This window comes from Marinomonas sp. (genome assembly GCF_965225885.1).
Taxonomy (GTDB): domain Bacteria; phylum Pseudomonadota; class Gammaproteobacteria; order Pseudomonadales; family Marinomonadaceae; genus Marinomonas.
In genome coordinates this window covers 407,083-430,121 of sequence record NZ_OZ245329.1, presented here as the reverse complement: position 1 = coordinate 430,121, position 23,039 = coordinate 407,083, and the positions used below count along the sequence as shown (strand labels likewise).

General features: G+C 44.4%; 19 protein-coding genes and 1 riboswitch. Of the genes, 7 read left to right on the top strand and 12 right to left on the bottom strand.

What is annotated here, in order from left to right:
• The first annotated feature begins 349 nt into the window (after positions 1-349).
• The 6 genes from ACO05V_RS01970 (at position 350) to ACO05V_RS01945 (ending at position 8,064) form a co-directional block, all read left to right on the top strand.
• Positions 350-1,702, top strand: coding sequence for an ABC transporter substrate-binding protein (locus ACO05V_RS01970; RefSeq protein WP_421846970.1), 1,353 nt, complete (start codon positions 350-352; stop codon positions 1,700-1,702).
• 113 nt (positions 1,703-1,815) lie between these two features.
• Positions 1,816-2,826 carry a carbohydrate ABC transporter permease gene (locus tag ACO05V_RS01965; RefSeq protein WP_421846968.1) on the top strand — a complete coding sequence of 337 codons (1,011 nt, stop codon included), beginning with the start codon at positions 1,816-1,818 and terminating at the stop codon, positions 2,824-2,826.
• A 1-nt stretch (position 2,827) separates the two neighbouring features.
• Positions 2,828-3,970, top strand: a complete 1,143-nt coding sequence (locus ACO05V_RS01960) for a carbohydrate ABC transporter permease (RefSeq protein ID WP_421846966.1) — start codon at positions 2,828-2,830, stop codon at positions 3,968-3,970.
• Between the two features lie 72 nt (positions 3,971-4,042).
• On the top strand, positions 4,043-5,143 hold the full coding sequence (locus ACO05V_RS01955; protein WP_421846964.1) for an ABC transporter ATP-binding protein: 1,101 nt from the start codon (positions 4,043-4,045) through the stop codon (positions 5,141-5,143).
• A gap of 95 nt (positions 5,144-5,238) precedes the next feature.
• A complete protein-coding gene (locus ACO05V_RS01950; protein WP_421846962.1) occupies positions 5,239-6,858 on the top strand; it encodes an alpha-glucosidase family protein in 1,620 nt (539 codons plus the stop codon).
• Between the two features lie 114 nt (positions 6,859-6,972).
• Positions 6,973-8,064 (top strand): LacI family DNA-binding transcriptional regulator, encoded by a 1,092-nt coding sequence (locus ACO05V_RS01945; protein ID WP_421846960.1) that lies wholly within the window; start codon positions 6,973-6,975, stop codon positions 8,062-8,064.
• Positions 8,065-8,107: 43 nt separating this feature from the next.
• On the opposite strand, the gene ACO05V_RS01940 is transcribed toward ACO05V_RS01945, so the two are convergent.
• From ACO05V_RS01940 to ACO05V_RS01885, 12 genes are all read right to left on the bottom strand, one after another.
• Positions 8,108-8,809, bottom strand: a complete 702-nt coding sequence (locus ACO05V_RS01940) for a 3'-5' exonuclease (protein ID WP_421846958.1) — start codon at positions 8,807-8,809, stop codon at positions 8,108-8,110.
• Positions 8,810-10,666: a DUF294 nucleotidyltransferase-like domain-containing protein gene (locus ACO05V_RS01935; RefSeq protein WP_421846956.1), complete on the bottom strand. Its 1,857-nt coding sequence runs from the start codon at positions 10,664-10,666 to the stop codon at positions 8,810-8,812. It lies immediately after the preceding gene.
• Between the two features lie 42 nt (positions 10,667-10,708).
• Complete coding sequence (locus tag ACO05V_RS01930; RefSeq protein WP_421846954.1) at positions 10,709-11,275, bottom strand: TMEM165/GDT1 family protein; 567 nt, start codon at positions 11,273-11,275, stop codon at positions 10,709-10,711.
• A gap of 6 nt (positions 11,276-11,281) precedes the next feature.
• A riboswitch (yybP-ykoY riboswitch) is annotated at positions 11,282-11,479 on the bottom strand.
• Between the two features lie 95 nt (positions 11,480-11,574).
• On the bottom strand, positions 11,575-13,164 hold the full coding sequence (locus tag ACO05V_RS01925) for a BCCT family transporter (protein WP_421846952.1): 1,590 nt from the start codon (positions 13,162-13,164) through the stop codon (positions 11,575-11,577).
• A 476-nt stretch (positions 13,165-13,640) separates the two neighbouring features.
• Positions 13,641-14,810 (bottom strand): radical SAM family heme chaperone HemW, encoded by a 1,170-nt coding sequence (hemW, locus tag ACO05V_RS01920; RefSeq protein ID WP_421846950.1) that lies wholly within the window; start codon positions 14,808-14,810, stop codon positions 13,641-13,643.
• On the bottom strand, positions 14,807-15,430 hold the full coding sequence (gene rdgB, locus ACO05V_RS01915) for an RdgB/HAM1 family non-canonical purine NTP pyrophosphatase (RefSeq protein ID WP_421846948.1): 624 nt from the start codon (positions 15,428-15,430) through the stop codon (positions 14,807-14,809). Before rdgB ends, hemW begins: the two co-directional genes overlap by 4 nt.
• 81 nt (positions 15,431-15,511) lie before the next feature.
• Positions 15,512-16,102: a methionine biosynthesis protein MetW gene (metW, locus tag ACO05V_RS01910; RefSeq protein WP_421846946.1), complete on the bottom strand. Its 591-nt coding sequence runs from the start codon at positions 16,100-16,102 to the stop codon at positions 15,512-15,514.
• Positions 16,102-17,259: a homoserine O-succinyltransferase MetX gene (gene metX / locus ACO05V_RS01905; protein ID WP_421846944.1), complete on the bottom strand. Its 1,158-nt coding sequence runs from the start codon at positions 17,257-17,259 to the stop codon at positions 16,102-16,104. The genes metW and metX overlap by 1 nt, the downstream gene beginning before the upstream one ends.
• 241 nt (positions 17,260-17,500) lie before the next feature.
• Positions 17,501-18,682: a methyl-accepting chemotaxis protein gene (locus ACO05V_RS01900; protein ID WP_421846942.1), complete on the bottom strand. Its 1,182-nt coding sequence runs from the start codon at positions 18,680-18,682 to the stop codon at positions 17,501-17,503.
• Entirely contained in the window at positions 18,624-19,388 is a 765-nt protein-coding gene (locus tag ACO05V_RS01895; protein WP_421846940.1) for a hypothetical protein, read from the bottom strand. Before ACO05V_RS01895 ends, ACO05V_RS01900 begins: the two co-directional genes overlap by 59 nt.
• Before the next feature lie 264 nt (positions 19,389-19,652).
• A complete protein-coding gene (gene rsmD / locus ACO05V_RS01890; RefSeq protein ID WP_421846938.1) occupies positions 19,653-20,255 on the bottom strand; it encodes a 16S rRNA (guanine(966)-N(2))-methyltransferase RsmD in 603 nt (200 codons plus the stop codon).
• Entirely contained in the window at positions 20,252-21,565 is a 1,314-nt protein-coding gene (locus ACO05V_RS01885) for an insulinase family protein (protein ID WP_421846936.1), read from the bottom strand. Before ACO05V_RS01885 ends, rsmD begins: the two co-directional genes overlap by 4 nt.
• A 172-nt stretch (positions 21,566-21,737) precedes the next feature.
• Between ACO05V_RS01885 and ftsY the strand changes: the two genes are divergently transcribed.
• Positions 21,738-22,967: a signal recognition particle-docking protein FtsY gene (gene ftsY / locus ACO05V_RS01880; RefSeq protein ID WP_421846934.1), complete on the top strand. Its 1,230-nt coding sequence runs from the start codon at positions 21,738-21,740 to the stop codon at positions 22,965-22,967.
• The last annotated feature ends 72 nt before the right edge of the window (positions 22,968-23,039 follow it).

The window sequence follows — 23,039 nt, the reverse complement described above, 5'->3', positions numbered from 1 at the left end:
ATGCCCAAAAAAGTCGTTAAAATAGGTAAACAACGAGAATATAATTAACAATAAATGATTAAAAATTGCGCATTAACTTGCTGAATTTAGAATAAAAACCGTGTTTTTTTGGTTTTTTATCCAGATGTGACGAAGTAAATAAGATTCGCAATCTGGTAAGACTCTACTAAAATTTAAAAATAATTAAGTCAATATTAAGCGGTTGAGGTGCTTGAAGCGTGGGTTATGTTTGTTAATAATCGAATTCCTTCTTAATCCTTATAGAAGACATGTTTACCTTGTTTCGACCTACGATAATAAAAACAAAGGCGTGCTAGGGGTTTCCCAAGCTGGCCTGTAAGGAGCAATGATGAAAAAATCTCTATTGTCTATGGCTGTTGCCCTGACACTTTCCGCAAATGCTGTACATGCAGCAGACCTCTTGTTTAAGCCTGGTGAAGATTCTCGTTTTAGTTGGAGCAGCTATGAAGCGCTGAAGTCGACTAAGCTTTCTGGCGAAACCATCTCTATTTTTGGTCCTTGGACTGGTGATGAGAAAACCAACTTCGAACGAGTTGCGGCTTACTTTGAACAAGCGACTGGCGCTAAAGTGAAATACGCGGGTTCTGACTCTTTTGAACAGCAAATTGTTATTGATACTCAAGCAGGTAGTGCGCCAAACATTTCTGTTTTCCCACAACCTGGCTTAGCCGCAGATTTGGCTGCTAAAGGCTTTTTAACCCCTCTGAGCGATACCGTAAAAGATGGCGTGAAAAAAGATTATGCAGCAGGTCAATCTTGGGTGGATCTAGCCACGTTTAAAGACCAAAAAGGTCAGAAAGAATTCTACGGTGTTTTCTATCGTGCAGATTTGAAATCGTTAGTTTGGTACTCACCAGATAACTTCAACGATGCAGGCTATAAAGTGCCTGAAACCATGGAAGACCTAAAAGCGCTAACCAAGCAAATCGTCGCTGATGGCGGAACGCCTTGGTGTATCGGTTTGGGTTCCGGCGCGGCAACAGGTTGGCCAGCAACCGACTGGGTGGAAGATCTACTACTTCGTACACAGCCAGCATCGGTTTACGATAAATGGGTAACTAACGAAATCAAATTCGATGATCCACGTATTGTTGGTGCCATCGAAGAGTTTGGCTGGTTCGCTCGTAATGATAAATTTGTTGACGGTGGCGCAGGCGCGGTAGCGTCTACTGACTTCCGTGACAGCCCAAAAGGCTTGTTCCAATCTCCACCTAAATGTTACTTGCATCGTCAAGCGTCGTTTATTCCTGCTTTCTTCCCTGAAGGAACGAAACTGGGTCTAGATGCTGATTTCTTCTACTTCCCATCTTATGCATCTAAAGACTTGGGCAACCCAGTATTGGGTGCCGGAACTTTGATGAGTGTGACGAATGATTCTAAAGGCGCTCGTGCGTTTATCGACTTCATCCGTTCGCCAATCGCTCATGAGTTGTGGATGGCGCAAACTGGCTTTATCTCTGCGCACTTGAAAGCAAACCCTGAGGTTTATTCAAGTGAAGCGGCGAAAAAACAAGGCGAAATCATTCGCTACGCGACGACGTTCCGTTTTGATGGATCTGACTTGATGCCAGGTAAAATCGGTGCCGGTTCTTTCTGGACAGGTATGGTCGATTACACTGGTGGTAAAGATGCCAAAGAAGTCGCGAAAGACATCCAGAAAACATGGGATGCCTTGAAGTAATTCTTTGCTAAGCCCTAGGGGATTATTCGCCCTGGGGCTTTTTTGTATTTGTTTTATAAGTAAAGCGGTTGCCGTTTTAAATCGTCACTGCATTGATATATTTTGGAGATTCTATGGGACAGCTTGCCTCGGCGTTAGTGACCATGATTCTAGGTGTTATGGGGTGTGTCGTGTATTTCTACGGCTCCAACTTCCTTTTAGATAAAATTTTCCCAACCAAAAGTGGCGCCGCTTCTGTGGTAGCTCGTAATTTGCGTGTGGCGAATACGATTCGTCCTTGGCTGTTTTTGGGGCCTGCGGTTTTATTGCTAACGTTTTATCTTTTCTATCCTGTTATCGATTCCATTCGCTTATCTTTTTATGGCCGTAGCGGTGAAGACTTTGTTGGTCTCGCGAACTACAAATGGCTATTTGGCAGCGATGAGTTCTATGAATCTTTCCGCAATAACATGCTGTGGTTGATTGTTGTGCCAACAGCGGCAACGTTTTTTGGTTTGATTATCGCAACCATGACCGACCGTATTTGGTGGGGCAATATCGCAAAAAGTTTAATCTTCATGCCGATGGCGATTTCCTTTGTTGGTGCGTCGGTTATTTGGAAGTTTATTTACGATTTTCGTACTGGCGGCGAAGATCAAATTGGTTTGTTAAATGCCTTGGTTGTCTTCTTCGGTGGTGAACCTCAGACCTGGCTGACGATTCCTATCTGGAACAATTTCTTCCTAATGGTGATTTTAATCTGGATTCAAACCGGTTTTGCCATGGTTATCTTGTCTGCTGCACTGCGTGGCATTCCAGATGAAACCATTGAGGCGGCAGTGTTAGATGGCGCTAATGGCTTTCAAATTTTCTATAAAATTATGGTGCCACAGATTTGGGGAACCATAGCGGTGGTTTGGACCACGATTACCATCTTGGTATTGAAAGTATTCGATATCGTATTGGCAATGACGAATGCCCAATGGGGCACACAAGTGTTGGCCAATCAGATGTTTAGTTGGATGTTTAATGGCGGTGGCGACTTTGGTCGCGGCGCGGTGATTGCGTTGGTTATTATGGTTCTGGTTATCCCAATTATGGTGTGGAATATTCGTCGCGCTAATGCCGAAATGGAGGGTCGTTAATATGATTACGTCATCTAAACGCACTCCGTTAACTTATTTGGTACATGCGACTGTCTTGTTTCTCGTGATTATTTGGACGATTCCGACCGCAGGTTTGTTTATCTCTTCTATCCGAGATAAAAATCAGCTTTCTACGTCTGGCTGGTGGACAGCACTGGCTACCTCAGAGCAGCGTCTTGTGGCGCGAGCTCATGAACCGAAAAAACAAGTTCAAGAGGGTGATCGCTTTGTTATACGCGGTAATCTGTTTGAAGGGGCGGCAGGAAAAATAACTCAGTTTGGTTCAAGTTCGTTAAGACCTGATGAATTTGATGCTGGAACGACTGCTGAGCTTAATAACGGCGAAACCTTGCAAGTTATGGAAAACGGTGATTATGCGTTTTCTTCACCTGTTGAATGGAAAGGTTCACGTGGTGATCGTATTTTCTATACGGCTGAGATCCCACCGCGCTTTACGCTAGAAAACTATCGCGAAGTATTGAATGCCGAAGGTTTAGGTAAGTCTTTTATTAACTCTTTAACCGTAACGATACCGGCGACTATTATTCCTATATTGGTCGCGGCGTTTGCCGCGTATGCGCTGGCGTGGATGCGTTTTCCTGGGCGTGCTTTGTTGGTTGCGGCTGTGGTTGGTTTATTGGTTGTTCCGTTACAGATGTCACTGATTCCGCTGCTGAAAACCTATAACTTGATCGGTGAGTTTTTTGGTGTCGGATCAAAAACCTACGTGGGGATTTGGTTAGCGCATACCGGGTTTGGTTTGCCGTTGGCAATTTATCTATTGCGTAACTATATTGTTGGATTGCCTAGAGAAATCATCGAATCAGCCCGTGTTGATGGTGCTTCAGACTTCGATATTTTTCGCAGAATTGTGTTGCCATTATCTTTCCCTGCATTAGCGTCATTTGCCATTTTTCAATTCCTCTGGGTATGGAATGATTTGCTGATTGCCATGGTATTCCTTGGTAACGATGCGGACCACATGGTGTTAACAGGTCAGCTTCGAGAATTGCTGGGCTCTCGTGGCGGTAACTGGGAAATCCTAACCGCGTCTGCGTTTATTACCATTATTATTCCTTTGTGCGTCTTCTTTGGCTTACAGCGCTATTTAGTCCGCGGTTTGCTAGCAGGCTCGGTGAAATAACAAAACCTAGGCAGGTGAGTCGAGCGTTTGCTCCTCACCTAAGGTATGAATTTAGATTGAGGCAGTAGAATCATGGCTGATGTAAAACTCACCAATGTTAAGAAAATTTATTCGAATAATGTTGAAGTATTAAAAGACATTAATCTAGACATCAAACAGGGCGAATTCATTGTTTTCGTCGGTCCATCAGGTTGTGGTAAATCCACGTTGTTGCGTATGATTTCTGGATTAGAAGAAATCTCTGCTGGCACATTAGAGATCGATGGTGTTGTGGTAAACGATGTACCGCCTGCGTTGCGCGGTATTGCTATGGTGTTCCAAAGCTACGCCTTGTATCCGCACATGACAGTGTATGACAACATGGCGTTCAGTTTGCAAATCGCTAAGGTGAGCAAAGCGGATATCGAGCAACAAGTGCGTAAAGCCGCGGATATGTTGCAATTAACGCCGTATCTAGATCGTTTGCCGAAGGCGCTTTCTGGTGGTCAGCGTCAACGTGTGGCGATTGGTCGTGCGATTGTACGTCGCCCTAAAGTTTTCTTGTTTGATGAACCTTTGTCTAACTTGGATGCGGCGCTTCGCGTGGCGACACGTATGGAAATTGCCAATCTAAAAGACAGTATGCCTGATTCAACTATGATTTATGTGACCCATGATCAGGTGGAAGCCATGACCTTGGCGGATCGCATTGTGTTGTTGTCTGGCGGAGATATTGAACAAGTTGGTTCGCCTTTGGAGCTTTATGAACATCCAGCGAACGTATTTGTGGCGAAATTTATTGGTTCGCCAGCGATGAATATTGTGCCGTGTCGTATTGAGCAAACTGGCGCACAAACTTTGGTGTCTTTGTCGGCTACAACCTCCATTCAAACGCCCATCGTGACAGAATCTAGCGAGCAGGCGAAACCCGCTTTCTTTGGTATTCGTCCAGAAGATTTGGTGGTTGTTTCAGCGGAACAAGACAGTCTTTTCTCTGGCGACGTTTCTTTTGTAGAATCGCTTGGCGAAGCGACTTTGCTCTATGTGAAAATCCCTGGCGCAGATGAGATGGTGATTGCTAAGCAAGCTGGTACATTGGATATTAAGCGCGGCGATAAAGTGTACTTATCTGCACCGGCTGAAAAAATGCATTTGTTTGATGAAAACGAGCAGTCTTATTTACGCAAAGGCTAATTTGCTCGCGTGTTATTGAACAGTTTCTAATACTGTTGTTTAAATGGGGCAATGCTTTGGCGTTGCCCCACGTTTTATCTTTTTTGGAGAGTCTGATGACAACCAATCTGAACTGGTGGAAAGGTGGGATTATTTATCAAATTTACCCACGTAGTTTTATGGATGCAAATGGTGATGGCGTAGGTGATTTAGCGGGTATCACAAGTAAGTTAGATTACGTTGCATCGCTTGGTGTGGATGCCATTTGGCTCTCGCCAATATTTACTTCCCCAATGAAAGATTTTGGCTACGATGTGTCCGATTATTGTGACATTGATCCTATGTTCGGTTCGTTGGCAGATTTTAAAGTCTTGGTTGATCGTTCCCATGAATTGGGGCTAAAAGTCATGATCGATCAGGTGATTAGCCATTCAGCGGATGTTCATCCTTGGTTTGAAGAAAGCCGTCAAGACAAAACTAATCCGAAAGCCGATTGGTATGTATGGTCTGATCCGAAACCAGATGGCTCACCGCCAAATAACTGGCTGTCTATCTTTGGTGGTAGCGCTTGGAAATGGGACAGCCGTCGTTTGCAGTATTATTTGCATAACTTCTTAGAGTCTCAACCTGATTTTAATTTCCATAATCCAGAGGTTCGTCAGGCGCATTTGGATAACATGCGTTTTTGGCTAGAGCTTGGTGTGGATGGTTTCCGCTTGGATACAGTGAACTTCTATTTCCACAGTGAAGGTTTGGAAGATAATCCTCCAGTGCCTGCTGGTGAGCCAAAAACCATGGGTGCACCACACGACAATCCTTACACTTATCAGCGTCATGTGTACGATCTGAGCCGTCCAGAAAACTTGGATTTCTTAAAAGATTTACGTGTCATGATGAATGAGTTTCCAGGTAGTACTATGGTGGGTGAAATTGGCGATGATTTCCCATTAAAACGCATGGCGGAATACACGTCTGGCGGTGATAAGTTGCATATGGCTTATACCTTCGACTTTTTGAATACGCCTCATTCTCCAGAATATATTCGCAAAACCTTGGCGGACATGAATAACATCGTGGGCGACGGTTGGCCTTGCTGGGCGTTATCGAACCATGATGTGGTGCGTTCTCGCACTCGTTGGGGCGCAGACGAAGATAGCAAAGCCTATCCTCTGATTGCGTTAGCCTTGATTTTATCCCTACGTGGCAGTGTTTGTTTGTATCAAGGTGAAGAACTTGGCTTACCTGAAGCTGAGGTGCCGTTTGAGCGCATTCAGGATCCTTATGGCATTCCGCTGTGGCCAGTTTTCAAAGGCCGTGACGGCTGCCGTACGCCGATGGTGTGGGATAAATCGACATTAGGTGGCTTTTCTACCATTGAGCCTTGGTTGCCTGTTTCTAAAGAGCAGTTGCCGTTGAGTGTTGCTGAACAAGAAGCGAATCCAGATGCCTTGTTGCATAAGGTTCGTCAGCTGATTCATTGGCGTCAGCAGCAACCAGCTTTGGTGAATGGTGAATTGTCTCAGCTTGATCTGGGTAATGAACAATTAATTGCGTTGGTGCGCGAGTACGAAGGTGTTCGACTCTTAGTTGTGTTAAACATGACGAGTGAAGAGCAGCAAGCGACATTAACAGCGGACGTTGCTGACGTGTTGCAAGGTCATGGTTTTAAATCGACTTTGGATGGTAAGGTATTGACCTTACCAGCTTATCAAGCGTTCTACGCTAAGTTGTCTTAGGCCATATCACGGCTTATTGAGCTTTTTAATTGAGCTTTTGTCGCCTCAAGCCGATTTGCGTTTTGCGTAAGTCGGTTTGTTTGTCGAAGCTCTTTTGGTTTGCGGGTAGTTAGTATGACAAAAAACATAAAAAAACTGACTTTAAAAGACGTTGCCGAGCGATTAGAAGTCTCCACGGCAACCATCTCAAACGCCTTTAATCGCCCCGATCAGTTGTCGGCGACCTTACGTGAAAACATTTTGAGCGAATGCGAAAAAATGGGCTATTTTGGCCCCAATGCCGCTGCTCGTAGTTTGCGTACTGGCCGTACGGGAATCGTTGGTATTGTGTTGTCTGATGACCTTAGCTACAGCTTAACCGACCCAGTTGCCAATCAATTTCTAAAAGGCATGGCGGAAGTTTTTGAAGCCAATGAATACAACATGTTGCTGCTGTCCTCGGATCAAGTTGAGCAAGATGCACAAAGCCGTATGCAATCTTCTATGGTGGATGGTTTTATTGTCTACGGACATAAACCGCAGCAATGCATTAATGCCCCTTGGTTGATGCCGAATAAGAACATCATCACGGTAGATAGCTTCATTCCCGGTACCACATCGGTCAATATTGAAAACCACAGCGGCGCTTACCGAATTGCCAGTCATGCTTTGCAACATAAGCCTGAAGCTGTAGCGATTTTAGGATTGAGTTTGCTAGCGACGGATCGAGTGTGTCGTATACGCGAAGACGAATTGTTTGATCGCGCGGCGTCTATTTCAATTCAGCGCTTACATGGTTACTTTCAAGCACTGGAAGAGCATCAGTTGTCTGTTGTGTCCGAGCATATTTGGAATATTCCTGAGAACAGTCATAAGTTGGCGTACCAGGCTGCCCGAGAAGCGCTGACCATGGCAAAGCGTCCGCAATTATTGCTGTGTATGAGTGATTGTATCGCGATTGCTGCGGTGCAAGCGGCCTTGCATTTAGGCTTGCGTGTGCCGGAAGATTTGCAGGTCGTTGGCTTTGATGGCATTGCTGAAAGTGCCAATATTCATCCTTCGATCACCACCATACACCAACACACAGTGGAAAAAGGTCGCGTTGCCGCAGAAGTATTTTTAGGACTTCGAGAAGCTAAAGACGTGGTGTTAGAAACAGAATTGGTGATTCGTGAAAGTTGTCCTTCCGTCATTGAACCAGCGCTTGCCAAGCCCGCAATTGCTTAAGCTTAAGTGTTAGTTGAAAAAAGCAGAAGCAGGTCGCAAAACCTCAAACCCAATAGTTTGAAATGTCTGCGCTTGGGTCCATGTGATAGGAAATTTGCGCTTGCAGTAACTCAGCGGATGACAAGGCATCGGTGAGCGCATGATGTGCTTTATAGCGCGGTAGTTTGTAGCGTTGACGGCAAGCGTCTAAGCGTAACGAAGGCTGTCTGCCAAAGCGTTTCCACCAAGGTTTAAAGGTCGCTTGGCGTTCAATATCCATGGTGTCGAGCATAGGAAAATACAGCGGATAGCCGTATATCTTCATCGATGCTTCCAGTAAGAATTGACGCTCAATAGCAACACAATGTACGACGATGACTTGATGAGAGAGCGCCACTAAAATCTCATCTAAAATGGCATGAAGTCGCGGTGCTTCAGCCAGCTCCGAGTGTGTGATTTCGTGGATGGTGACAGATTCTGCATTCAGTGAACGCTCTGGTTTTGCCATCCAGTATTGTGCGCCTTGGCAACGAATGGTTTTTAAACCAAGGCTGATGATTTCATCTTGGCTTGGATCAAGTCCTGTGGTTTCTAGATCCAAGGCCAGCAACGGCGTATCTTGCAAGGCTGTTTGCGGTGCAATCATTCCCGCTTGATAATAGCGTTTCAGAGGGCCTTCAGGCGCTTCTTCTGCCCACTCCGCAAACATGACCTGCCAATCTTGAATGCCTGCTTTGGACTTGTTTTTCATTAATAACTTTGCCATTTAGCTGCGTTTCCCTGCGTAACGAAATTTAATAAATTCCTGTTGGCGAGTAACGATATGAAAAGCATCCCGTAGATGGCGTTTTTCAAATGACGACAAGTGCTCAGGGTTAACATGATTATTCGGTTCTTCGCCAGCTTCGATTTGGTCTTTCTGATGTTTGATTCGCACCATACCTATCATTTCTAACGCTAGCGCAAGGTCTTTCGCTCGACCATCAGGCAATAATCCTGCGGCTTCAATGTCTTCGATGCGTTCAAGTGTATTGAGCTTATCGCTGCCGCAAGCCAGAGCGTGAACTCGAACGATATCGATAATTGGCGCAATGCCTCGCTCTTTTAGGTTGAAAGTGCGCGACTGTTTGCCTTCGCCATCCAGCACAAATTGTCGGAAGAACCCCAGTGGCGGTTTGCGCTGATTGGCGTTTCTTGCCATAAAGGTTAAGAAGCCGGAGTGCTGTTGGGCTTGTTGACGTATATGTTGGTTAAGTTGCTTGGCGAGGGTTTTATCGCCATAGATACCGCGTAAATCAAAGAAGATAGACAGACGTAACAGTGCTTCGGCTTTGGGTTTTTGTATCCAATCACTGAAGTTTTCTTTCCAAACACTCAATGGCTGACGCCAGCGAGAGTTTGATGCCATGATGTCGCCAGTGCAAAGGGTGTAACCGCAGTCATCAAGGTGACGACAGACCCATTCAGATAAATGCTCGAAGTATTCACCGTGAAGAGATTCGTCGTATTTATTACTCAACACAAGCGCATTGTCTTGATCGGTTTTAATGGTTTGCTCTTCTCTTGCCTGTGAACCAAGGGCGATAAAACAATAGGGCACAGGTGGCGGACCGAACTTTTCTTCGGCCAGCTGCAATAGTCGTTTTACAAAGGCAGTGCCGATGTGCGACATGGCGTTGCCAATCATTTGTGTATTGGCATCTGCGACCACAAGTTGGGTGAACGTGTGTGTCATTTTGCGACTGATACTTTTCAACCCTTCGATGCTGGTTTGCTTATAAATATCACTGATCAGATAGACGCTGCCGTGGCTTTCTTTTTGAATGATGTCTCCGGTACTCACCACGCCGATAGGGCGCCCATTTTTGACAATGGGAATATGGTGAACGTTACGTTCCATCATTTTTAATACGGCTTCTGATGCGTAATCACCGCTGTCCATCACAATCGGATCGCGAGTCATGATGTCTGCGATAGGCGTGTCGTAGGCAAGGCCTTTGGCAACAGCGCGAGTACGTAAATCTCGGTCGGTAACAATGCCGATCAGTTCGTCATTTTCCGTAATCAACAAGCTTGAGACACGATGCTCCGCCATAATTTGCGCAGAAGTCAGAATGTCTGAGCTGATGTCTGCGCTAATCGGTGGTCGTCTTAATAAGCTGATAACAGGACAAGTCATTAATGACACATCTGAGTTTTGTGAATCCATCGCAACGCGCAAACGCACTTCGCGAGCGAGTTCAAAGAAGTCGGAAAAGTTGTCGTTTTCTTCGTAGAGTTTTAGAAACCAACGTGCTGGAATGCGATACAGCAAGCTGTCTTCAATGGTTCGCATGGATTGTGAAGACTTGCCACCTCGCAGTAGAGAAAAGTAGCCAAATAGCTCGCCTTCATTCATACGTCGAATTAACTTTTCCTCTTTGCTAAGCACTTCAATCGCACCACTACGAATAAAGAACAAGGTATTGTTCAGTGCGCTTGGAGCAATAACCCACTCGCCAGCACGAACATACTGAATCTCTATTTCTTTGGTCATGTCATTGAGTTGCGGGTCGTCGGCAATCTCATTGAATGGCGGATGCTGACAAAGTGCTTCGAGAATTTCGGTTAATTCGACATCCATTGTTCCGTTCCTATTTTTTATGGCTCGTTTTGTAGAGCCCGTTTATTGAAGCAGAGGCGTCGCGATTGTGACTATTCCCATAATGAGGAAAAGCAAACAAGCAAGCTGACGTGTGCGGTCGGCATTGATTCTGTCCATTATCCAGTTACCGGCAAACACCACCGGTACGTTTGCCAGCATCATGCCGATAGTTGAGCCTAGCAAGACCATCCAAACACTGCCATAGTGAGCGCCTAATAAGACGGTGGCGATTTGGGTTTTGTCACCGATTTCGGCAAGGAAAAACAAGATAAACGTCGCACCAAATGCACCGTATTTCAGCATGCCATTGTCTTCACTGTCGTCTTTGTCTGGGATCAATAACCATAAGCCGACGGCGATAAAGCTTAAGCCAACCACCCAACTGATTGCACTTTCCGGAATCCATTGGGCAATTTCAACACCAAGCCATGCAGATAGCGCATGATTAAGTAATGTCGCAGCAAGAATACCAAGCACAATAGAAGATTTGGACGCGAAACGAGTAGCAAGGAATAAGGCCAAAAGTTGGGTTTTATCACCCATTTCAGCGAGAGCAACAGTAGAGATAGAAGTGAGCAGTGCTTCCATTTGATAGATCCTAGGTGGGCAATAAACGAAAGACAACAAACCTGAGCCCACCTGAGCCAAGTTATTGTCTTAAGTCTCATCAACCCTGTCGATACTTTATCGGATCAGGACTTCTTTGCCACGAGCTTGAGGCTCAATTATGTTGACAAAGAATCTTTGCGGTACACAGAGGTACTGTGCAAAGAAGATTACTCCCCTAAGAGGACGCCGATAATAGAGTATTTACAAAAAGAAAACAACGCGAATGCCCTGTTACGGCCATTCGCGTTATCTTTTAGAAGTAATGGATCTCTATAAATCTATGCTTTTTTATAAAGATGCATATCGCTATGCAAACCTTTCCACAAGCTCACACACATTATCAACATGAGTAGGGTGAATGGTAAGCCAATGGTAATCGCAGCGGCTTGAATTGCGCCAAGTGCTTCAGAACCACCGCCTACAAGTAAGGCAATGGCGATGACACCTTCTAGAACCGCCCAGAAAACACGTTGGACCATTGGCGCATCAGTTTTACCGCCAGCGGTAATACCATCGATAACCAAAGAGCCTGAGTCAGAAGAGGTTACAAAGAATACCAATACCAGAATGATACCAATGAAAGAGATTAAAGACGTCAATGGTAGGCTCGCAAACATTTGGAACATAGCCAATGAAGAATCAGTAATACCGTTTGCCAATGCACCAATGCCGTTCGCAGACTGATCCAAAGCCGATCCGCCAAAAATAGACATCCATACAAGAGAGACAACCGTTGGTACTAATAGAACGGCTACTAGGAATTCACGAACAGTACGACCACGAGAAACACGTGCGATAAACATGCCGACAAATGGTGACCAAGAAATCCACCAAGCCCAGTAGAACACAGTCCAACCGTGGTAGAAGGTTGTATCGTCACGACCAATCCAGTTACTTAATGGAATGATGTTTTCAACGTAGTTCAACAAGTAAGAACCCATTGCCGCAAAGATAGCGCCAGTGTTACCCACGATCACAATGAAGATAGCCAAGACAGCGGCGATGATCATATTGATGTTAGAAAGCAGTTTCACACCACCTTCTAGACCACGGGCTACCGAGATAATGGCAACGGCTGTTACGCCACAGATCACAAAGATTTGTGTGGTTAGCGTATTTGGAATATCAAAAAGAAAGTTAAGACCACTTGTTGCTTGTAGTGCGCCAAAGCCAAGCGATGTTGCCAAACCAAAGATAGTTGCAATAACCGAAATAACGTCGATTACGTGACCGATTCCGCCCCAGACTTTCTCACCAAACAGTGGGTAAAAAGCAGAACGAATAGTAAGAGGCAAACCTTTGTTATATGCAAAAAACGCCAAAGACAGACCAACAACCGCATAAATAGCCCAAGGATGAAGACCCCAATGGAACATGGTTGCGCCCATTGCTAGATCGCGTGCTTCAGGCGTGTTTTTAACCACGTCAAAAGGTGTGCCATACCAACCTGTATAATAACCAACCGGTTCAGCCACGCTCCAAAACATCAGACCAATACCCATGCCTGCCGCGAACAGCATAGAAAACCAAGTAATCGTTGAATGTTCTGCTCTTGCTTCAGTACCGCCAAGGCGAATTCTACCTAAAGGAAGGAGAATCAGTAGTAAACAAAAGAGTACGAAAATATTACCAGCGACCATAAAAAACCAATCAAAATTATTGATCGACCAATTCTTCGCACCAGATAAAACAGCACTTGCATCGGCAGGGAATAAGATACTGCCAATGATGAATGCAAAAATAATAAGAGCACTGGTACTAAACACTGGGTTTAATACGTCTAAGCCAAGAAACTGAATGTTATCTTGTCCTACTTTATACGACGTGTTGTATTCTGCCCGACCACTGTCAGGTACTTTATTACTCATAAACAATCTCCTGAATTAGTGAAAACTTCCCCGAGACCTTTGTTGGATAACTCAATTTACAAAGGTCTGTTCCAATCTTTTTAAACGAAAATCAACATGAGCGTTTTTTAAACAATTTCGCTTCATCACCCTAAAAGAATTCTCATTGTCAGATTGTTCTTAATACGACGCATTTTGTTCTTTTTTCACAATTTATGCATAATCTCGTGCCAGCAATTTTGCTTACAAGAGTAAAAGTCTTCCTGCATCTTATTAACCAAGAAAGCGTGATGATGAAGAGCTGTAAATTGATTAATTAGAACGGAATTTGGGCTATTTCTTTCGTTTAAAAAGATAATTCCTATCAAAAAAGCCACTAGTTTGTGTGTTGCAAATAGAACAAAAAAGGCCATCAAAGATGGCCTTTTTTGTTCTTAACCTGATAAGGGTTACATCTAAATGCTTAGATGTCAAATTATAGTAAATAAAATGGCGGGTTAGGGAAGGAATAACTCAAGCAATTCATTGAGGAAAAGTTTGCCTTTTTCGGTGGTTTTGACACGCTGATTCTTCCATTCATCGGCATCTAATAAGCCCTGTTTTATTGCTATTTCACAGGCATTGATCAGGGAAAGCGGCACATGTTGATAGGTAAAACGCTCGTAATCCTTTAAATCAAAGGTTTCGAACAAGCGCAGACGGTTCATCATGAATTCAAGCGGTAGGTCTTCTTGCTCTATGGCTTCTTTGATCACCAAGGCTTCAGGCAGGTTGTTTAGGTAATGATTTGGATGGCGAGTCTTTCGTGTACGAAATATTTGACCATTAACCAATGTTATCTTGCCGTGAGCGCCAGCGCCAATTCCTATGTAATCGCCGAAGCGCCAATAATTAAGATTATGTGCCGCGCGACGGTTCTCTTTCGAATTCGCTGACACTTCGTATTGAGCGTAACCATGTTTGGTCAGCAGCTCTTGTCCTGCGTCTTGAATTCCCCATAAAGTATTGTCTTCAGGTAGCGTTGGTGGGCGACGATAAAACTCAGTGTTTGGCTCGATAGTCAGTTGATACCAAGACAAGTGTTCAGGGTTCAATTCGATAGCAAGAGATAAGTCTTCTAGCGCCATTTCTAGGCTTTGATCCGGTAAGCCATGCATCAAATCAAGGTTGATATTGTCAAAGCCTGCGGCTCTAGACTTATCCACAGCGTGTATCGCTTCCTCGCGGTTGTGGATTCTTCCTAGGGTTTTCAACAGGTTTGGCTGGAAACTTTGGATACCGATGGACAAACGATTGATGCCAGCCTGACGAAAGTGGCGAAACTTTTCTTGTTCAAATGTCCCTGGATTGGCTTCCATGGTGATTTCAGCATTGTCAGCCCAAACTAGCTTTTCCCGTAGCGCAGCCATTAAGCGATAATAGAAGTCTTCGCTCATCAAGCTTGGCGTGCCGCCGCCAATAAACGCAGTTTGGATTTCCCGCCCAGCAACATAAGGTAAATCGGCGTCTAAATCCGCCAAAAGCTGCGCCAAATAGGCATCTTCCGGCAGTTTGCCATTGGCCTCAAAACGGTCTGCTTGATGGGAATTAAAGTCGCAATAAGGGCACTTACGCACACACCAAGGTAAATGGATGTACAGACTTAGTGGCGGTAACTGAGTGCTCAAAATGGCTTGCCCTGTTGAGAAAAAGAGGGTGGTTGAAAGGATGCGAATAGCTGTTTCAAAGCCTTGGCGCGATGGCTAATTTGGTTCTTCACTTCTTTTGGCAGGCTAGCCGCGCTGCAAGCGCATTCAGGAACATAAAAGACTGGATCATAACCAAAACCTTCCTGACCTTCTGTCGAGGTCAAAATACGACCTTCCCAAACGCCATGAAACACTTGTGGGGTTGGATCATCCTTGTGACGCATATAAGCCAATACACAATGGAAACGAGCGGTGCGTCCTAGTTCAGGTACGCCGTCTAGTTTTTCCAATAATAGTTTGTTATTCGCTTCGTTATTACCGTGATCACCGGCAAAACGAGCAGAGTAAATACCTGGTGCACCGTCGAGATAATCCACTTCAATACCAGAATCATCGGCCAATGCAGGCAAGCCAGTGTGAGCACAAGCGTTGCGCGCTTTTAGAATGGCGTTTTCAATAAAACTCAAGCCTGTTTCTTCTGCTTCTTCGACGTTAAACTCGCTTTGCGGTTTGACATCAATGCCCATGTCACCTAGTAACGCATTGAATTCTTTGATTTTTCCGGCATTGTTGCTGGCGAGTACTATGGTCTTGTTCATTGATTTTTCCTTCATGTTCTAAAACAAAGGCGGCTGATGCGCCGCCTTGTTGATAATTCTGTTTATGCAACTAATCGAGACTTAACGACTGATATGGAAAATAGCCGTTTCACTGAATAAGTTAGGCATAGATCGAATCCACCAATGGTCTTTTAATTGGCCGTCTACGGCAGCCCAACGTAGGATTTTGATGTCTTTTTCGCGACACAAACGCTCAAAATCTTGAAAGGTGAAAAAGTGAATGTTCGGTGTGTCATACCAATTGTATGGCAAGAAATCGGATACCGGCATTCTGCCTTTTAGCGCCAAATGCAAACGGCTTCGCCAATGTCCGAAGTTCGGGAAAGTGATAATGCATTCTTTGCCGATACGCAGCATTTCATCGATCAACAAATCAGGGCGACGAAATTGTTGTAAGGCGTGAGTCATTAAGACCAAGTCAAAACTTTGGTCATCAAAGTTTTGCAAACCTTCGTCGATGTTTTGCTCTAAAACCGGAATGCCTTTTTCGATACAGGTGTTTAAATCTTCATGGCCGATCTCCAAACCATAGCCGTTTACTTGCTTGTTCTGAATGAGGTGATGAAGCAACTCGCCGGGACCACAGGCCAAATCGAGCACTCGAATATTGGGCTGAACCCATTCATCGATCATTTCTAAATCAGAGCGCATTATTTGACCTCCGTTGTTAAGCGATTGGCAACGCGGGTTAAAAACGTACTTAACACGGCCATATAGCGTGGGATTGGAAACAAAAAGGCGTCATGACCTTCTGCCGCTTCGATCTTGGCGTAAGAAACCTGCTTGCCTGCTTTGACAAGCGCGTTGACAATTTCTTCGCTGCGCTCTGGAGAGAAGCGCCAGTCGGTGGTAAAGGAAACCAATAAAAACTCACATTGCGCGCGGCTTAGAACAGCTGAAAGATCGCCATTGGTTTGTGACGCGGGATCAAAATAATCCAACGCTTTGGTCATCAGCATGTAGGTGTTGGCGTCAAAGCGTTTGGTGAAGGCTTCGCCTTGGTAGCGCAAATAGCTTTCTACTTCGAATTCAATGCCGTAATTGTATTGATAGCTATCGTGACGCATCTGACGACCAAACTTGGCGCCCATGGCATCGTCTGAAAGATAAGTGATATGACCTAACATACGCGCCAAACCAAGGCCGTTGGTTGGCACTGAACTGTTGTCTAGGTAGTTGCCATCAAAAAAGTCTGGATCACGACGAATAGACTGACGTGCGACTTCATTGAAGGCGATGTTTTGCGTAGATAGTCTCGGTGCCGAAGCAACAATCACCGTTGACTTCAAGCGAGTAGGGAAGCGGATGCTCCACTCAAGTACTTGCATACCGCCAAGACTGCCGCCAACAATGGCCGCAAAGGTTTGGATGCCCAATAAATCCGCTAAGCGAGCTTGGCTTTCGACCCAATCTTCTACTGTGACAATCGGAAAACTGGCTTCCCAACGCTGTCCGGTTTCTGGATTGATGCTGGTCGGTCCCGTTGATCCACAACAACCGCCTAAATTATTGAGTGCAATAACAAAAAACTTGTCCGTGTCGATGGCTTTCCCAGGACCTATTGCCGTATCCCACCAACCCGGTTTTGAGTCCGACATGGCATGATAGCCAGCTGCGTGATGATCTCCGCTTAGCGCGTGGCAAATTAAAATAGCATTAGTCGCACTTTTATTCAGCGTTCCATAAGTCTCGTAAATCAGTTGGTACGATGACAAGGTCTGTCCGCAGGAAAGCGCCAACGGTGTGTCGAATTGCGCAGTCTGTGGCGTAATAATACCCACAGAGTCGGCTGGAATGACGTCCGGCATAGGTTCGTTTTTATCCTAAAGTAAAGTCCTAAAGAAAGTGCTCGAATTCCCGTGAAGAAAGGTGGGAAGGTTCATCGATGAAAGATGCCACACAGTCTAGCGTTTGTGCCCAGCGTCATCAAGAGGCGGATGTCGCCATCAATCCGTGTATGGTGTTAGATGGTTGAAAGTAAAACGCTTCTGTCTTTGTTAATGGCAGAAGCGTTTTACTTATTACTGATATCTATGGAGTAATAGGGCGTTAAACGAGAGTGAATACCTGAGTTTTAACAGCAAGTTGTTCAGAAATACGCTGAATTTGCTTGGTTTTATCCGCTAAAATATCGATAGAGCGTGTATCTTGATTTAACTGTTGAGCAATTTCTTCCATCTCGGTGCTCATTTGAATCGCGGTACTAGCAACATCTTGAATGGCGCTTGCCATTGAGTCTGTGGATTTAGATCCTGTCATGGCGTTGTTTTCGATATCACGCATAGCTTCTTCTGCCTTGTTACCATTTGCGCTGATGATTTTCAGGTTGTCTTGGCCGCTTTCCATCGTACTAATCGCGGTCTGAGTCGACTGTTGAATGGTGTTGACGATGTCCGTAATTTTCGAGGTGGCATCAACGGTTTTCTCCGCCAGAGCTCGAACTTCATCAGCGACCACAGAGAACCCACGTCCTGCTTCACCAGCGCGAGCCGCTTCTATGGCGGCATTAAGTGCGAGTAAATTGGTTTGGCTAGCAAGGTCGTTGATCATGGCAATAACGCTGTCGATGTTTTTAGACAAACGACCCAGCTCATCGAGTTGTTGGCTGGTCATGTTCACAATATTCACTGTGTCGGTGATGCTGCTTAATACTAATTTAATCGTGTCCGCGCCAGATTTAGCGGATTGGTAGGTTTCATTGGAATGGGTTTGCAGCGTATTTGTGGTGCTAGACAATTCGGTTAAACGGCTAGAAATATCGTCCGTTGCAGAAGCCAATGAATGTGTACGCTGATTGACCAAGTGGTTACTGCTGGCAATGCTGCTTATGGTGTTGTTCAGATCGGTGGACATGGTACTGACATTATTTTTAGTGGAGACAACGTCTTTTAATACATCACCCAAACCACCTGTCATTTCATTGAGTGATTGGCTCAATTGATCGAATTCGTCGTTGCGTTTGGTGTTAACAGACGCTTTCGATGACATGTCGCCTTTTTTGACCTTATTAAGGTCTGTAATGATATTTTGTAAGGTGCTGTTGACGCTGCGGCCAATGGCAAGCATAAGAAGGGCTGCGACGAGAATGATTGCGATACTGACGGCCAATAGTGTGGCATTGGCCTGAGTTGAACTTTCTTCCGCGCTGGTTTCTGCTTGCTGAACCTTGTCTTCAATCAACTGATTGGCTTTGAGCTGGCTTTCTGTGAAGCGTTTTTTTTTGTGTGGCAAAAGTGTTCTTAGTGTCACTGAGTGACGCGTATTCCTTACCATATTGGAAGATGGCATCACGATAAGCGTTGGCCTTAACGCCGTGAGTATCTTGAAAACCGAAGTTTTCAATTCGATTATCAAAGCGGTCGAAGCTGGTGGTGAATTCTTCTAGATTGCTTTCGGTTGGATCTGATAGATAGCCAGCTTCTGCCTTACGCACATTAGTAAACTCGCGTTTTAATAAACTAAGCTTTTGAATGTCTTCGCTTATCTCTGAGCCCATTTTATCTACGCTGCCACGTAAGCCTGAAGAGGAATCAAAACCAATAATGTAGCGTTTTTCAATAAGAGCCATAAGTGCTTGGCTATAGTCATTGAGTTCTACTAGGTTTTCTTCGAGGGTTTGTTTTAAATTTTGGCTCTGAGCTTTTTCGATATTCGTGGCAATGATGTCGGCATTTTGTGCAATTTGCTCTTTTGCGCTAGCAACATAGCCTTGATAGTTTTCTGCAGAGATGGATCTTAGGCTGTCAGCTATCTCTAACATGTGAATACTGAGTTGATCATTAGATGTTTGAATTTTTGAGAAATTTCTCAGCTTATTGTTGGCGTCCTGTTGGGAAGAAAGTCCTTTCATGGCAACAAAGGTGACGATAATTAATCCCATAATCGCGGTGATAAGAAGTATAAGTAGTTTTGTCTTAAAGGATAGGTTTGACAGCATAGGTACCTTCCAGCGCGAGGCAATGTTTAAAGAATATGCATATAATTTGCACGTATACTGTTAGTTTATGCAAGTAACGTGCTAAAAAGTCAACAAATCCTTTAGTTGAACACAAGCTAGGATGTTGTAAGGATATGTTCCTAATTGTTTTTATTTGTAATGCAACTGTTTTATAAAAGGTGCATATTTTTGGTGCGCGATTTGTGCCGGATAGTTAGAAAGCCCTATTTTGGATAGGGCTTGATGTTATTATCATTTAGAAAGTCATTTAGAAATTTCAAATAACCGATAGACTAATTGCCCAGCGACTTTTTCTTTTAATAAAGTCCAGTGGCTTGGTAGAGCGGGTAGGTCGGCTTCTTTTTCCATTTCGATATAAACAAGCGCACGATCTGCGAGCCAGCCTTTTTCAAGCAAAGGGATAATTTGCGCCAACCAACCTTTGCGGAATGGTGGATCAAGAAACACAATATCCATGGCATGCGGCGTGACGGTATCAAGGAACACAGCGGCATTTTGTGCGATCACATTGGCTTTATCTGTCGCGCCTAATGTCGCTAAGTTTGTTTGCATCTGTTGTGACACAACGCGAGAATTATCGACAAAGGTCATGTGTTTTGCGCCACGTGATAGCGCTTCCAATCCTAGCGCACCAGAACCACAAAACAGGTCGCCACATACCGCGCCTGGAAGGTAAGCATTGATCCAGTTGAATAAGGTTTCTCTTACTCTGTCTGGAGTAGGACGTAAGCCTTCGATATCTGGAATTGGCAATTGGCGAGAGCGCCATTCACCGGCGATGATACGAAGTCTCGATGCCTTCGCTTTGCTTTTATTCGAGACGTTGCTTAGAACTTTTTTTTTCATTGGTAAACCTGAATCTCTTGATAGGATGATGGTTTTAATAAGTGCTGTAGAGCCGTTTGATAATCTTCTATGGTGAAGCTGTCTATGGCTTCTTTATAGCCTTGGGCGAATTGTTCCACGGTGAGTGGGCCATCTTCATGGGTGACTTGCGTGGCAATATGGCTCCACCATGTTGGCGATAGTGTTTGCTGTTCGAGCTGCTCTTTGAAATTATCCAATAGCGTATTAAAGTTGTTTTTGTCATTTGCTGATGGGATTTGTTCAACAAAAACAAGGCTTTTAGCATCGATGAATTGATTAGTATCATTGATAGGCTCGCTCGCTGTTTCTGTGATGTTATTCGTATATTGAATATTCCACCAAGCCCAAGGATGCTGGGGTGAAAGCGTAAAAGCGAGCTGAACAAAATCCATATGTTGATGGTTGAGCGTCGAAACTAAATCCGAGCCCCAAATTTGTAAACTAATCCATTCTTTGATTGAAGACACTGGCATTAATGCAATGGCGCTGCGGGTCTGCCAGAGCTCGCCTTCATTCTGTTGAATCGTTGAGCTGATGGATTCGTAGTGAATTGTTTCCGCCGACGCATTTGATAATCGATAATTTTGGCTGATGGTGTTGATCGCGGCTTCGACGGTTTTTTTCGCTTCTGGCGACATATCGCCTACAACAAAAATAGCGTTAGCAGACGATTTTAAATTTTGGTAATAATCAGCGACGTGTTCTAGAGATACCGACGTTATTGTTTCGTTGTTTTGTTCATCAGCCTTGTCAAAAAATAAAACTCGCTCAAGTTCATGCTGTACGGGCGGATTGGCCTGTTGTTGTGTTTGCCATGTTTCAAAAGTTCGGCGTTTGAAATCCGGTTGTTTAAGCCAATTCGTTGCCAAAGAAAGTGTTGGAATTAGATATTTGGGTTCATTGCTTAGCGTTAAACCAATGGTTTGATTTTCATGATCATAATAGCTGTTTGCGCTAGCGGCCAATGGTGCGAGTCTTTGGTTAATCGAAGCAGTACTTAGCGGTAATGAGTCGCTCATTAACATGGCAAGGGTCGCTTGGGTCAATGCTAGGTTGTTGGTAGTCGAACGAAATGAAAAACGAATTTCTAACTTGTTGCTGTCTTGCCATTGTGCTTGTTTTAACCAGATAACAGGAATACCTGAAGTGGTTGTCCACTTTTCAATTTGAGGTGTGGGCAGTTTACTGCTCGGAGCCGTTAAATTTAACAGCCAGATCGCCAGAGTACAGAACAACATGACCGCCGCCAAAACCGGTCGGCTAAAGAGAGGTTTGCTATCGTCGGACATAATGAACCTTGAGTGGTGCGTGTTAAGAATATTTTGGTTAAAACTAAGCCTGTTTGCGAGCCAGAATGATGTTAAAATAACCGTTTTTAAGTGTCCATGTATGTGGCGCTGTGTCTAATCATAGCATTTCACTGATGTTTATCGCATCAGTCAAAATAAAGAGACTGATTTAATGGAAGTTGTTAATCAAATTATTGCTTTTTTCACACCGTATCTTGGTGAATATGCGCGTTATGTTCCGATTGCTATAGGTACACTTTTAGCCATTATCGCTTTTGTTGTTCGCCGTCGTTTTGTGAACAAAATGAATGCAGATATTGCAGCAGCTAAGAAAAAGGATATAGATACGTCTGATTCAGTTCAGGATGAATCCACTTCTGCGGAAACTTTGGTTTCTGATGAGCAACTTGAAGATGACGTGGCGACCAGTACTAAGACGCAAGCAGCAGAAGAAGTCGCAAGCTTGCCTGTTCAGTCTACATTATCCTGGTCACAGCGTTTTAAATCCGGTTTGTCTCGTACGCGCAATGGTTTGGGCAATGGTTTGTCTTCTGTTATCGGCGGTCATAAAAAAGTAGATGATAATCTGCTTGAAGAGCTAGAGACTCAGTTGCTGATGGCGGATGTTGGGATCGACGCTACACAGACCTTGATAAGCGCGTTAACAGACAAGCTAAATCGTAAAGAATTAAAAGACTCTGCCACCTTGTTAAGTCATCTAAAAGCCGACATGGAAGGTATTCTTAACCAGTCTCAGCATGTGCTTAAACCAGTCAGTAAAGACGGTCCTTTTGTGATTCTAATGGTAGGCGTGAATGGTGTTGGCAAGACGACAACCATTGGTAAACTGGCCAAAAAATATCAGGCAGAAGGCAAAAGTGTTATGTTGGCGGCCGGTGATACTTTCCGTGCCGCCGCTGTTGAGCAGCTTCAAGTCTGGGGCGAGCGTAATAATGTTCCAGTCGTTGCCCAACATACTGGCGCCGATTCAGCGTCGGTTATTTATGATGCGATTGAGTCTGCCAAAGCAAAAGGCGTCGATATTGTTATTGCAGATACTGCTGGTCGTTTACAAAATAAAGCGAATTTGATGAACGAACTGTCTAAAGTGGTTCGTGTTATGAAGAAGCTGGATGAAAAAGCGCCACATGAAGTTATGTTGGTTTTGGATGCTGGTACTGGTCAAAATGCTATCAGTCAGGCTAAGCTGTTTTCCGAAGCCGTTGGTGTAAGTGGTATTACACTAACTAAGCTGGATGGAACCGCAAAAGGCGGTATTATTTTTGCTATCGCCAAACAGTTCGGTATTCCTATTCGTTATATTGGTGTGGGTGAACAAGCGGATGACTTACGTCCCTTTGTTGCTCAAGAGTTTGTCGACGCTTTGTTTGATGGCGAATAGTTTGATAGTGAATAGCTTGATAGTAAATAAGTGGTGATTAGACCTTTCTTCTTTCTAATTTAAGGATGCTGG